6 protein-coding genes and 1 pseudogene are annotated in these 14,556 nt (G+C 49.5%); 5 read left to right on the forward strand and 2 right to left on the reverse strand.

All coding sequences use genetic code 11. The features are described 5' to 3' along the window. The first annotated feature begins 61 nt into the window (after positions 1–61). Positions 62–2,020, forward strand: coding sequence for a glycoside hydrolase family 2 protein (locus T499_RS0104225; protein ID WP_033149847.1), 1,959 nt, complete (start codon positions 62–64; stop codon positions 2,018–2,020). On the opposite strand, the gene T499_RS0104230 is transcribed toward T499_RS0104225, so the two are convergent. Beyond that, positions 2,017–4,887, reverse strand: a complete 2,871-nt coding sequence (locus T499_RS0104230; RefSeq protein ID WP_084162884.1) for a helix-turn-helix domain-containing protein — start codon at positions 4,885–4,887, stop codon at positions 2,017–2,019. The two genes, T499_RS0104225 and T499_RS0104230, sit on opposite strands and share 4 nt — an antisense overlap. A 216-nt stretch (positions 4,888–5,103) precedes the next feature. Between T499_RS0104230 and T499_RS0104235 the strand changes: the two genes are divergently transcribed. The 4 genes from T499_RS0104235 to T499_RS14055 all read left to right on the forward strand — a co-directional run bounded on the left by T499_RS0104235 (position 5,104) and on the right by T499_RS14055 (position 13,984). Then, on the forward strand, positions 5,104–8,211 hold the full coding sequence (locus T499_RS0104235) for a SusC/RagA family TonB-linked outer membrane protein (RefSeq protein ID WP_232221046.1): 3,108 nt from the start codon (positions 5,104–5,106) through the stop codon (positions 8,209–8,211). Positions 8,212–8,225: 14 nt separating this feature from the next. After that, positions 8,226–9,842 carry a RagB/SusD family nutrient uptake outer membrane protein gene (locus T499_RS0104240; protein WP_033149850.1) on the forward strand — a complete coding sequence of 539 codons (1,617 nt, stop codon included), beginning with the start codon at positions 8,226–8,228 and terminating at the stop codon, positions 9,840–9,842. Between the two features lie 183 nt (positions 9,843–10,025). Then, complete coding sequence (locus T499_RS0104245; RefSeq protein ID WP_033149851.1) at positions 10,026–12,368, forward strand: beta-galactosidase; 2,343 nt, start codon at positions 10,026–10,028, stop codon at positions 12,366–12,368. Then, positions 12,365–13,984, forward strand: coding sequence for an alpha/beta hydrolase (locus tag T499_RS14055; protein WP_052173372.1), 1,620 nt, complete (start codon positions 12,365–12,367; stop codon positions 13,982–13,984). Before T499_RS0104245 ends, T499_RS14055 begins: the two co-directional genes overlap by 4 nt. Here the strand turns inward: T499_RS14055 and T499_RS14935 are convergent. Further along, positions 13,985–14,491: pseudogene (locus T499_RS14935) on the reverse strand (cytochrome c biogenesis protein); the annotation flags it as partial. It abuts the gene before it with no gap. Positions 14,492–14,556: the final 65 nt, after the last annotated feature.

Below are 14,556 nucleotides of genomic sequence, written 5' to 3' on the forward strand. Positions count from 1 at the left end.
ATTACAGCCTATTAAAAAATGCTGTATCTTTGCAGTAGAAAAATTGATAATATAACAAGTTATGAAGAAACTAATGCTTTTTACGGCCTTGATATCGTTGGTGTTAACGGTTAAGGCGCAACAGGATGTAATGCTTAACGGCGAGTGGCAGCTGAACATTGCTGGCAAGGATTATGTGGTAAACGTGCCGCATACCTATAATGTGATGGACGGACTGGAGGATTACGCAGGCGAGGCTACCTACAAGCGCGTGCTGCCGATAACGCCCGATATGAAAGGCCGCACGGTGCGTTTGCACTTCGAGGCGGTGTACCACGATGCCATCGTGTATCTGAATGGCCAAAAAGTAGGCGAGCACCTGAACAAGGGTTACACGCCGTTCTCGTTTGATATCACCCGCTTGATAGATTTTAATGGCGAAAACACGCTTGAGGTGCGTACATCGAATGCCTATACCGATAAGGCGCTGCCTTTTGAGCGCCATTTCGACTGGAGCAACGATGGTGGCATTTATCGCAGCGTAAAGATGCATGTAAGTGGTAAGCATACCATCAGATACGTGCATGCCACACCATCGAAGGATGGCAAGGTGCGATTCGACATCCGTCTGTGGGATGAGCGTACCAACAAGATGACGGCACGCCTGAAGGTAACGAACCGCCAGACCCGAGCCGTAGAGTGGGAGGGCCAGCTGATGCTATCGAAGAAGAAGGGCGAGCCACACTTTACCATCGATGCTGCCGTAAAACAGCCTATGCTGTGGCACTTTGATCAGCCGAACCTTTATGACTTTATTTGCGAAACGATAGCGGGCAGTCAGGTGAGCGATGTGGTTAAGGACCACTTTGGCTTTCGCGACTTCCGTATTGAGGGCCGCAGCTTTGTGCTGAATGGCGAGCCGGTACGCTTACCTGGTATCGAGGATATGCCTGGTTCTAATCCCGAGTTTGGTATGGCCGAGCCTCGTGTGTTTATCGAGAAAACGGTGCGCGTGATGAAGGACCTGAATACCACGATTACCCGCTTCCATTATGTGCCCGACGGCTATATGCTTGACTTGATGGACGAGATGGGTATCCTGGGCCAGTTGGAGCTGTCGTGGTGGCAGCAGCCTTGGGGAAAACTCACCCCCGAACTGCGCCAGGTGGCTCGCGAATCGCTGAGCGAGATGATTGAGGCGCACTATAACCATCCCTGTTTGTATGGCTGGGGTATGAGTAACGAGGTGGCTGGCAATCACGAAGACGTAAAACTGCTGGCCGACCATGTGCGAAAGCTGGATAACACCCGCATCGTAGATGTGCTTTGTAACAAGATATGGAAAAACTTAGCCGACGACCCATCGCTGGTGCTCGACCTGCCCACCTGGAACGAATATACAGGTACTTGGCATGGCAACAACCGTTACGAGTTGCCATTGCGCTTTGCCCGTATCGACTCGGTGCTGAATGGTCGTCCGCTCTTTATTACTGAAAACGGTTTGTGCGAGCCCGCCTTTGCTGGCGGCGATGGCACACGTATTGATGACATGCTGTACCACATTAAGGAGTGGCAGAAGGTGCCGTTTGTGTGTGGTTATATCTACTTCTGCGTACAGGATTATCGCACCCAGATGGGCGAGGAGGGGCTTGGCAAGTACCGCATCCGCCGTCATGGTGTTACCACAACCGACCTGATGCCCAAGCCCAGCTACCATGTGTTGCGCCAACTGATGTCGCCTATCGAGATTACCAAGGTTAGTCCGGCAAACGCCACCAAGAAAGAGGGATTGGCGGGCCAGTACGATACCGACGACAGTAATCGCGATGCCGCAGTAGTGCTGCAGGTGAAAAAATCCATCCCCACCTATATACTGCGCGGCTATCAGCTGAAATATACAGATGGAGATGGAAAGGGGCAAACCATTTCGTTGCCCGATATGCAGCCTGGCGAGAGCTATCCGCTGGTACTTAAGAACATCAACGCCCAGTACAGCTTCGAGGTGTTCCGCCCCAATGGCTTCAGCGTTATCAAATACTAACGCTGTTTGATGTAGGCCGATGGCGTCATACCGTAAGCCTCTTGGAAGCATTTCGAGAAATAGCCTGATTTGGTAAATCCTACCATATACATCACTTCGGATACCGAGAAGCGGCCCTCCTTTAGCAGGCGGGCTGCTTTTTCTAATCGGATATGGCGGATGTATTCAACAGGCGTCATACCCGTTACCTGTTTGATTTTGCGGTAAAGCAACTTTTGGCCGATACCAACCGACTCCTGCAACATGGTGACGTTAAAATCGGAATCAATCAGGTTTTTCTCGATGATAGCTGTAATCTCGTGCAGCAGTTTCTCGTCCTTCTCGCTCACAGGCGCTGCAAGTTGCTGGGGGTCCTGTGGGGTAGGGATGATGGACTTTTCGGATGAATCCAAACCAAAGTCGAAGGCCTGGTGAATCAACTGCTGCATCTGTGCAATCTCGGTACTAACGGCTGTGGTGGCTCGATGGGTATTGACACTATCCCCTGCTTGCTCCAGTTGTTTCAGTGGTAGGATCATGTGCTTCAGTTTGTCGTTCAGACTCTTTGACAGATTGGTGTAAAAGTCCATACGCACTTTTGATTGCTCAAGCATGCGTTGTTTTTCGCGCTGTTCGCGTGCCAGCTGTTTTCTTACATGATAAAAACGGTTAAGCCAGAAAAGCAATCCCAATAGCAGCATAATATATGCCGCCTTTGCCCAGCGCGATAGATACCAGGGTGGCAGAATGCTGATGTTGGCCCTGAACACCTCGCTATCCTGTAGGCCAGCCTGATCAACGGTACGTATCGTTAAGGTGTAGTCGCCAGTGGGCAGAGAACTGTAAACCAAGGGCTCCTCGACCGAGTTCATCAGGTGCCACCCATCGTCGAGACCTGATAGCTGATAGGCATACGATACCGATACCTGACCGCAGTATGGCAGGTCGCTCAGCCAGAGCTCGATGCTGTTCTCGTTATGTGGCAGGCTGATATCGTGACCGTTAAATAACTGAGGTACACCGTTTACCAATAGGTTTGATAAAATGAGCTTGCGGTTAATCGGGTTGGTGTTAACCTCGTTAGGGTGCAGGGTAATCAGTCCGTCAACGCCACCTATGTACAAACGCTTTTCCTGGTTAGAGTAGCAGGTGCCATAGCCCTCGATGATAGGAATGCGCAGGCGGTTACCCTCATCGTTCTCATCAATCTGCACGCACTCTTTATTGGTAATCACCCATTTCTGGTTGTTTATCTCGTACAGGCCGATAGCCTCGGTAGGTTGGTTGTAACCTAACGGCAACTGCTTGGTTTGTTTATCGCCAACGTAACAAGCAAGCGTATCGTTGCCTGCCACCCATACACGGCCCTGGCGGTCGCACATCATGTAGCCTGTGTGCCCCTGCTCTATATGTTTTGCGGCCAGGGTAATGATGTTGATGCGGTCAATGCCCTTACCGGTTCTTGCCCAGATGTGACCGTTTTTGTCCTTTATCAATTGTCGTACCCACTGGTCGCTAAGTGTCGAACAGACGTGATGTTCGGCCACCAGATAGCCCGAGGCCTTTTTCATCCGCTCTTTGTCGATGATAAAAATACCGCCGCTAAAGGCTGCAATCCAAAGTCGGCCTTTGCCATCATCAATAATGTCGTAAGCCCATCTGGCGTTATGTTGTTCTGTTTTGTCGATAACAACTATCTGTCGCATCTGTTGGGTTTGTTCGTCAAAAAGGGCCACACCATTATCGGTGGCTATCCAGATATTGGCCGAGAGGTCTTCGTACACCCTTCGGATGCGGTTATGGGGCATGGGATAGCGTGCCGACGTCTGTCTGAACCAACGGGCTCCAGCATCTTTCAGTATCACACCGTTGTTACCACCCAACCATTTGCGGCCCTTACTGTCGACCAGTAAGGTGGTAAGTTTATTGCCATCGCCAATACCGGTTAGTTGGTCGATGGATTGATACTGGTAATACGAGGGGTGGGGGATAACGGATAATCCACCATCAGTACCAAGCAGCATGTTGCCCCATCTGTCGATGGTTGTGTTCCAAACCACGTTGTCGGCTAGCGTATATGGGTTACGGGCATCGTGCAAGTCAAGACTCCATGTGTTGTTCTTACAGGTGTACAGACCATTATCGGTGGCCACAAACTGCGTGCCGTCGTCGGTTCTGGTTATCGATTTGATTGACGAACCTGCCAATGCTGGACAGCTTGTAACCGCTTGGGTGCGCTGATTGTATTGGTACAGCATGTCGCCAGCTCCAATCCATATGTATGGTTGCTGCGGGTCTTCGTACAGCGTGTTTACGAATGGCTGACTGCCCTCTCGCAATACGATGGGCGTGTTCTTGCCGTTCTGCCTTTTGTAGGCACCGGTAAGTGTGCCCATATAAAGTGCATCGCCTGTATGCAGTAACGAGAAAATGTTCTGGATGCTGTTATCGGACATGCCCAAGGCGCCAGTCTGGGTGTTGTAATGGTATAGCCCCTCTTTGGCTCCAATCATAATCAGCTGGTTGACGATAACTATGCCGCGCACTTCGCTTATTTTTTGCTGGGGCTTGGTTAGGGTGCGGCTCTGCGTATCGTAAATCAGAAAGCCTTTTGGCGTACCCATGTACAGCTGCGTGCCCTTGCTTTTTATGCAGTAAATGGGGCAGCGCATCTCAGGGTAGGCCGTTTGCTGGGCTACACAGCGATAGCCGTCGTAAAGATATAAACCGTTTTCGGTTCCAAGCCATATCAGGTCGTTCTCATCCTGTACGATGGTGTAGATAGGGGCGTTATCTTTTACGCGTACATTATTATAATAGTGACCATCGGCAGTAATTGCCCAAATTAGCATGGCCATCAGTAGCGTTGGTTTTAGTAATATTCTCATTGTAGTATTCCTTATTTGGATGCAAATTTACAATTATTTTTTTATGTATATGCATGTTTTTTGGCCAAAAAATGGTCGTTTGTCCAGTTTGTGGCTGCTAAAGTCCAAAATATGGCCTGTAGGTTAGGATAGCCATCGTAATTTTGCACCCAGATTTTCAAAACAATCAAATTATAACTATTAATTCAAAACAATTTTATGAAACAAAAAAAACTAATGAAAAGTCTTTTTCAGAGAGTCTCGTTTCTGATGCTGTTTCTGTGCTTTACATCTTTTGCGTATGCACAGAGCAATGTGGTATCCGGACGTATTGTTGATTCACAAGGCGAACCCGTTATTGGTGCCAGTGTGGTTGTAAAAGGTCAGTCGAAAGGTGTTGTAACCGATGTAGATGGTAACTTCTCCATCGAGGCCGCCAAGGGCGAAACCCTGCAGTTCTCTTACATTGGTTATCGTGCTGTACACAAGCAGGTAAGCAAGAACACCATGGATGTGGTGATGATCGAAGACGCCAACGTGCTGAACGAGGTGATTGCCACAGGTTACGGTGCCGTATCGCGTAAGAACCTGACAACAGCAATTGATAAAGTAAAAGGTGATGATGTGATTAAAACCGGTACCACTAATATGTCGCAGATGCTGATGGGACGTGCTGCAGGTTTGCAGGCCACGGTGTCGAGTGCTCAGCCTGGCGGTGGTGTAAGCATCAACATCCGTGGTGGTGGCGAACCATTATATGTAGTTGACGGCGTTGTGATGCCTGGCGATGCGTTAGAGGGTTCGTCGGGTGGAAACAACACGGTTATGCCATCAAGTGTTAACCGTTCTGGTTTGGCTGGTTTGAATCCCGAGGATATCGAGAGTATCGAGGTGCTGAAGGATGCTTCGGCTGCTATCTATGGTATCAACGCTGCCAATGGTGTTATCCTGATTACCACCAAGAGTGGCAAGAAGGGTAAGATGAAGGTGTCGTACGAGGGCTCCATATCTTCAGTAAGTAACTATAAATACATTAAGTCGCTGAATGCTCAGGACTTTATGAACTATGTAAACATCTTTAAGAAAGAGCAGTACCTTTATAATAACAAGATGGCGCCTTACGGACCTAATGCTTATGATGGCGGTAACGACGATGCTTATACGGCTCAGCAGATAGCCAGTTCGCCCAATACCGACTGGGCCGACTATATCCTGAAGAGCGGAAGTATCTCGTCGCATAATGTAACTATCCAGGGTGGTGCCGACAAGCTTACCTATTATCTCTCGGGTAACTATTACAATCAGGAGGGTACAGTAGCTAATTCGGCCTACGAGCGTTTTGTGCTTCGTGCCAACATCGGTGCCCAGCTATTCAACTGGTTAAAGGTTACTACCACCATTAACTATAATAAGAACAATAACTGGAACGGCACAGTGGGTGGTACCACAGCCGGTCGTGGTCCCCAGGCATCGGGTGCGCTTACAGCCGCTTTGTCTTATCCCAGCAATCTGCCTCTTATGGGCGATGATGGTAAGTACACAGCTTTCTCTACCATCCCTAATGCAGTAGGTATGCTTGATATCACCAATAAGTCGCTCAGCGATGGCTTTAATGCCAATTTCGCATTCGACTTTACCATTATTCCTGAAATGCTCACAGCCCGTGCCCTGTATGGTTATAACAAGGAGCATGCTAAGCGTGATGTGTATATCCCCTCGAATGTTTATTTCGACCAGATGTATAAGGCTCGTGGAAGTTTGTATGATATCGAGCGCGATAACAGTACCTTAGAGGCTACGCTGTCGTTCGACCACAATTTCTTTAATAATGCTGTATCGTTTAATGCTGTAGTTGGTATGGGACGCTATTTCTCAAACGGTAGCGCTTTGGGTGTGTCGTACAATGAGATTAACGATGTGATTGGCAACGATAATATCTCGGCTGCTTCGGGCGAGGTGAAACCATCGTCGAACAAGTGGGGAAACGAGAAACGCTCGCAGTTCGGTCGTTTCAGTCTCGATATTCTCGATAAGTATGTGATTGCCGGAACCCTGCGTCGCGATGGTACCGATAAGTTCTTCAAGGATAAGAAGTACAACTGGTTCCCATCTGCTTCGGTAGCCTGGAAAATCTACAACGAGAAGTTTATGGAGAACGTTAAGTGGGTGAACATGCTGAAACTGCGTGCTTCGTATGGCGAAACGGGTAACGATAACCTTGGTTCAACCCTCTATGGTGCCTATAGTGCTTCGGGCAATCAGGTGGCCTTTGATAACAATGCTACCAAGTACGTGGCTTACTACCTGTCGTCGAAGGATTATCCCGATGTGTCGTGGGAGAAGACGGTGATGAAGAACGTTGGTCTTGACTTCTCAATCCTGAAGGACCGAGTGTTCGGATCGTTCGACTATTTCTGGAACGATGTAACCGATATGCTGGGTTATGCCGCTACCGAGGGACTCTCGATGTTTGCCTCACGCCCCATCAATGGTGGTCATATCCGTCGTTATGGTTGGGATGCTACATTGAATACCGTTAATGTGGTTACACCCGATTTCCGTTGGACGTCTATGCTTACTCTCTCGCACTATAACTCTATCTGGAAGGAGCACTTCCCCAATACCTATTTCGAGGAGTATCGCCAGCAGAAGGATGAGCCTGTAAATGCCCTTTACTTCTATCGTACTGAGGGTATCATCAATAGCGATAAGAGTAATATGCCAGCCCATCAGCCTAAGGATTTCCAGTATCCTGGTTGCCCGATTATCAAGGATCTGAATGGCGATGGCGAGATTACCACTGCCGATGTGGATATGGTAAACGTGGTACCTGCGCTGTACTGGGGACTTGGCAACACCTTCTATTACAAGAACTGGGATTTGAACATCTTTGTTTACTCGCAGCTTGGACTGAAGAAATATAACTACTCGTACGATTGGAGCGATGGTCGCGAACTGGCCAACCAGTCGTCAAACCAGAGTACCATTATTGCTCAGGCCTATAACTCGCAGACCAATCCTAATGGCACGTTGCCAGGAATCGCATTCCGTCTGTCGAACGTGGCTCTGCCAGGTAGCGCCGGTACCGATGTGTACTATCAGAATGCTGATTTCCTGCGTGTACGTAACATTACTTTGGGTTACACCTTCGATGCCCGCGCACTGGGTAAACTCAGCAAGCAGGTGCAGAGTATCCGTATCTATGCCGATGCCCAGAATCCATTCACATTCACATCGTTTGATAACTTCGACCCTGAGGTACAAACAGGTGGAGGTTATAAGGGTGGTAAGGCCGAGTACCCCATGACCCGCACATTCTCATTAGGTCTTAAAGTTCAATTCTAAAATTACGAATCAACATGAAAAAATATATTTATACAGCATTAATGGCTGCAGGACTACTGATGAACACCAGCTGTGAGAACGATTTCGATGCCCAGATTTACGGACAGTTATCTACTACCAACTTTCCTGCAACAGCTGCCGATTACGAGAGCTACTTGATGGATTGCTACATCCCATTCTGCGTAACATGGTCGTACAATCTCTCAGGTTCAAATATGCATAACTTCTATGTGTCTGAGGGTGGTTTGAACCGCCTGTTCGATATGCCTTCTGATGAGAGCGCACCTTGGCGCATTGGCTCATGGGGCGGTCCCTGGACCTACTATGGCGAGGCACAGTTCGAGGATATGAAGTATGCCGGACGCGGTTCAACGGTGCCTACCAACCACTTTGAGAAAGTACGTGATATTACGCGTTTTACAAAGATTATCGATGAGATAGAAAAGGCCGATCCTGCCATTCTGCCCACTGCACAGCAACAGGAGTTTTTGGGTGAGGCTCATCTGCTCCGTGGCATGATGATGTACTATCTGTTGCATATGTACGGTCCGGTGCCTGTTATCCTCGATCCTGCCCTTGTTGGCAACGATGAGGCCGAGGCTGGTTTGGAGCGTCCTACACTCGACCAGATGACCGAGTATATCACAGCCGACTTGGAATATGCCGTGGCTCATGTAGCCGAAAAGCAGGCTCAGAAAGGTCGTTATACAGCCGATTATGCTCGTTTCTGCTTGATGCGCCATTATCTTAACGAGGGTTATCATGTAAATGGTTATTATCAGAAGGCTTACGATATGTTTGCGCAGTTCAAGGGCGGTTATTCGCTATTTGCTCAGGGCGAGAACCCTTATGCCGATCAGTTTAAGATTGCCAATAAGTTTAATTGCGAAACCATTATGGCTGTAAGCTGTAACTCGAATGCCACAGGTAATGGCAACGAGGGTAACTTTAACCCATTCTCGTGGTATGCCCTTTCGTGGGAGGTTAGCAAGTACGATGATAAGGGTAACCCCACGCCTTATGTAAAGCAAGGTGGCGGCTGGGGCCAGACCATGAATGTATCGAAGCAGTTTTACGATACTTTCGAGCCAGGCGACTTGCGTGCCAAAACTATCGAGACCCGTTACTATCATGTGTTTGGCTACTGGGTAACCGAGGAACATCTGGGTAGCGTTTGGGATGGTTTTATCATCAATAAATATCCTATCGAGACCGAGACCTCGTTCCAGGGAACAGATATTCCTTTGGCACGTTGGGCCGATGTGCTGCTGCTTTATGCCGAGGCCGATGTGCGTGCTCATAATGCTGTTTCGGCTCAAGCCATCGATTGCGTAAATCAGGTGCGTCAGCGTGCAGGCTTGGCTGGTCTTACTGCCGACAAGACTGCCAGTGTTGATGCATTCCTAGATGCCCTGCTCATGGAGCGCGGTCATGAACTTTATTATGAAGGTTGTCGTAAAATAGATTTGATTCGTTTCAATAAGTATTATACCGCCATGAAAGCCACGGGTCGCGAGCCATCAAGCGAGTACTTCCCATTGCCCGACTATGCTGTTAATCAGGCTAAGGAGAGTGGTAAAACACTTACGCAGTACTTTACTCGCGACAACTATGATGGACCTCGTAAATAAATGAAACATAGTTCCAGTTTTATAGGTATTACGTTGGTTAACTTAATTTAGTTAGTTAGAGTTAGTAATTCCAGAATCCGGCTGCTTGTGAAAGTCGCTGGATTTTTTATAAAAAGCGTACGATTTTGCAATGTTTAGTGATAAAATATTTGTATTTTTGCATCCAAATAATAGCGAATAACAATGAAACAGATTTTTGTGATAGCTGCGTTGGCCGTCGGAACTTCGGTTCAGGCGCAGCAGGTGTACCAACTTAACGAGCCTGCGCAGCCCAAGGCTATACGTAGCAACCACCTGCGTATGGGTGGTGTAAACCCGCAGGGCGAGCGTATAGATGTGAACAGTTTTTATATGGAGATGGCAGGCCGTCCTGTTATCCCCGTGATGGGCGAGTTCCACTACAGCCGCTACCCGGCCGAGCAGTGGGAGGAGGAGATCTTGAAGATGAAGGCGGGTGGCGTGACCGTTATCCCCACCTATGTGTTCTGGAGCCTGCACGAGGAGGTCGAGGGGCAGTTCCGTTGGGATGGTCAGCGTAATCTGCGCCGATTTATCGAGCTTTGTAAAAAGCATGATATGCAGGTGATTGTGCGTATCGGCCCGTTCTGCCATGGCGAGATTCGCAGTGGCGGTTTCCCCGACTGGCTGTTTGCCAAGCCCTTGGAGGTGCGCAGTAACGATCCCGAATACCTGAAGATTGTTAAGCGACTCTATACCGAGATTGGTAAGCAGTTGCAGGGCCTGTATTACAAGGATGGCGGACCGATTATCGGCTGTCAGGTTGAGAACGAGATGCAGCATTCGGCAGCCCCATGGGCCATTACCTATGCTGGCGAACCCAAGGATAATACGGCAGCCAGCTACAATGCCGGCGAGGCCATGATAGGTGTGGGCAACCAGGCGCGTAAGGCCACAGGTGCCGAGATGGGTAACCTGCACATGCAGCTGCTTAAAAAGATGGCCGTTGAGGCTGGTATCGATGTGCCTTTCTACACCGCCACAGGGTGGGGTAATGCGGCTGTTATTGAGGGCGAGGCCATCCCCGTTACAGCAGCCTATACCTATCCCTTCTGGGCTAAGCCTCACATGTCGAAGTTCCTGATGTTTAAGGATTTAACCAAGGAGGCCGATTATGCGCCTACGCGTTATAACCCTGCCGATTACCCCTCGTTCTGTGCCGAGATGGGCGCTGGCATACAGATGATTTATGGCGCGCGTCCGATAGTAACGGCTCAGGCTGCCGAGGGCCTGATGGTGCGCACCTTGGGTAGCGGTAGCAATGGCATTGGCTATTACATGTATCATGGTGGCAGCACGCCCAAGCAGATTGGTGGTGTGGGCTCGTTCCAGGACGAGCCTATGGGCATGCCCAAGGTAAGCTACGATTTCCAGGCACCTATCGGCGAGTTCGGATTGGAAGGTAAGATGTATCGCAACCTGCGACTGCTGCACACCTTCCTGGCCGATTTCGGCCATCTGCTGGCGCCCATGGAGCCCGTTCTGCCAGCCGATTGGCAGCAGATGACACCCGACAACCGCGACCACCTGCGCTATGCCGCCCGTATCAAGGATGGCAGCGGATTCCTGTTTATGGTTAACTTTCAGGACCACGACACCCTGCGCCACGACCAGACTAACCTGCAGGTTAGATTAAACATGAAACATGAAACATTAAACATTCCCACTCAGGGAGGGTTTACGCTTGGCAAGGATCAGAGTGTTATCCTGCCTTTCAATCTAGATATGGATGGCGCGTTGCTGAAATACGCCACCGCACAGCTGCTTACAAAGTTGAAGGATGGTGATGCCGAGCATTATTTCTTCTTTTCGCCCGATGGTATGGCTACCGAATATCTCTTTGATGCTACCACCGTAAAGGGGAAGCATTTCTTTAAGCCTGTTGCAGGTTTTAAGAGTACTTTTGCCTTAAAAACGGCTTCTGGTCGCACCATCAAGGTAACCACGCTTACCCGCCAGCAGGCGCTGAATGCGCTCAAGGTTAACGGCCGTTTGCTGATAACCGATGCCACCGTGCTGCCTGCAGCCAATGGCGCCACGCTGCTAAGCCTTGGTAACCATCAGGTAAACTACGTGGTTTATCCTAGCCGTCAGGGCTTTAAGGCTCAGACAGCCAGCGTAGCACCTGTTACGCCCCAGTTCGAGGTAAAGAAAGCCGGTCCCCGCCGCATGAGCGTAAAACTATCAACTGTCAATTGTCAACTGTCAACTATTCAGGAGCTCTTCTTGCGAGTGAATTACGTGGGCGATGTGGCAATGGCCTTTATGAAGGGCCAGCTGGTGCAGGACGAGTTTTATCATGGCGAGCCTTGGACGATAGGTTTGAAGCGCTATGCCAACGATTTAAAGACCGACCCGCTGACGTTCTATTTCCGTCCGCTGCGAAAGAACGCCCCCTTCTTAGGCGATCTGCCCAAGCAGGCTGTTCCCGATTTTGCCAATGGTCCTGTTGTAGAAATTAAAAACGTAGAAGTTATTCCCGAATACAAGTTCAACATTAAATTATGAAGCATTTTCTTTTTCCATTCCTGTCCTGCCTGATAAGCCTGTCGTGCTTTGCGCAGGATGCTCAAACAAAGGTCACTCAGCCTAGTCAAAAGACCATCGACGAGGGTGGATCAGGACCATTTAAGGCCATAGCTGTAAAAGAGGCTGGTGCCGAAGATTTTGTGGTGTATCATCCCAAGGATATGGCTTATGCCCATGCACGTTGCGGCGTTTTGCCACTGCTGATGTGGGGCAATGGCGGATGTATGGACACCAGCGCCGGCTATGAGCGCATGCTTACCGAGATAGCTTCGCATGGCTACGTGGTGATGGCCATTGGCGAGATGGAGGCCTATCTCGACAGTCGCAAGCAGAACCCTACAGAGTCGAGCGAACTGAAGCGCGGACTAGACTGGATGCTGCAGCAGGCGCGCACCAAGGGTAGCAATTACTATCAGTATATTGATACGTTGAAGATTGCTGCTGCAGGTCACTCGTGTGGTGGTGCGCAGGTACTTTGTAATGCTGCCGACCCTCGTTTTAAAACACTGATGATTATGAATGCCGGCATGGGCGATATGGAGATGGCTGGTGCCAGTCGTGTCTCGTTGCCAAAGGTACATACACCTATTCTATACGTAACCGGTGGCGAGAGCGATGTGGCCTACCAGAATGCCAAGAAGGATTACGAGCGCATCAGTCATGTGCCCGTGGCATGGGCCAACCATCCAGCTTCGGGTCATGGTGGCACGTATAAAGAGCAGTATGGTGGCGACTATGGCCGATTGGTTATCGACTGGCTCGACTGGCAGCTGAAGGGCAAAAAGGATTGTGCCGAAACCTTTATAGGTGGACAAGCTAAAGGCTATCCAGGCTGGACCATTCAGGCTAAGCACTTCGTGGATTTTAAGAACATAAAGCCCCTTTGGATTATGAATGGCGACCGCCAGATTTACGGCGAACTCTTTACGCCTGCTGGTCAGCCCAATGGTATTGCTATCATTGCCCACGGTTTTAATGGCACTTACCACTTTGGTCGTAACTACTTTGATGTGATGCAGAAGCTGGGCTACCAGTGCTACACCTTCGATTTCCCTTGTGGCTCAGTTAACAGTCGTGCCGATAATAACACGCTGAACATGTCGATACTCGACGAGCAGAGCGACCTGCGTGCCATTGTTAACTATTTCCGCAGTCAGGGGCATCAGCGCATCGTACTCGTTGGCGAGAGTCAGGGCGGATTGGTTTCAGCCCTTACAGCAGCTCAGATGAAAGATAAGGTTAGTCAGTTGGTACTTGTGTTCCCCGCCTTATGCATTCCGCAGAACTGGCGCGATCGTTATCCCAAACTGTCGGATATTCCTGAGGTTACTGAGTTGTGGGGCGTTAAGATGGGACGCCGCTTTTTCGAGGAGATTCACGATATGAACACCTTCGACATCATCTGCAAGTATCGTGGCCCCGTACTCATTGTGCAGGGCGATAAGGATCAGGTGGTACTCATCGACGATTCTAAGCGTGCCCAGAAACTCTACAAGGATGCCCGTCTGCACATCATCCCAGGTGCAGGTCATGGCTTCAAACCCAAAGAGTTTCAGGAAGAGGCCGAGCAGCTAGAGAAATTCCTAAAGCATTGATTAGTCTGTGCTATAAACGTGTACGCTTGAGCTTTGGGCTGAGGGCAGATAGTTGATGCCCCACCAGCACATTTGTAGGAGGACGAACGAACCAATGAGCATCCAGAATGCCAGACGGCTGCGTTGTTGAGGCAACCTACGGTAGTGAATGTAGATAAGGTAGGCTATCCAAGTGATGGCTGCCCAGGTTTCCTTGGGGTCCCACGACCAGTAGTGGCCCCAAGCCTCCTTGGCCCAAAGAGCACCAAACAGCATGCCAATGGTAAGGAAGGCAAAGCTTACATACACAAGATCGTCAACTTGTTTCCACCAGGCGATGACTACAGCTATGCCAAGCAGACAATAGGCAAAGATATACACAAACACGTGGGGCGCAAACCACGGACTCTGCAGGGCTGGTACCAGTGTCTTGGTGTTGTAACTATCGAAGAAGAAATAGGCAAAGAACGAGGCGCAGACAGCGAAGAATATGTACCACTCAAGCTCCTTACGCGTAGCTGTTTTTAATCTTCGGCACAAAACCTCCAGCGTTATGAACGCTGCGGCTGCCAGCATCATATAAAAACCTGCAT

The sequence above is a fragment of the Prevotella sp. RM4 genome (assembly GCF_000701965.1).
GTDB classification, from domain to species: domain Bacteria; phylum Bacteroidota; class Bacteroidia; order Bacteroidales; family Bacteroidaceae; genus Prevotella; species Prevotella ruminicola.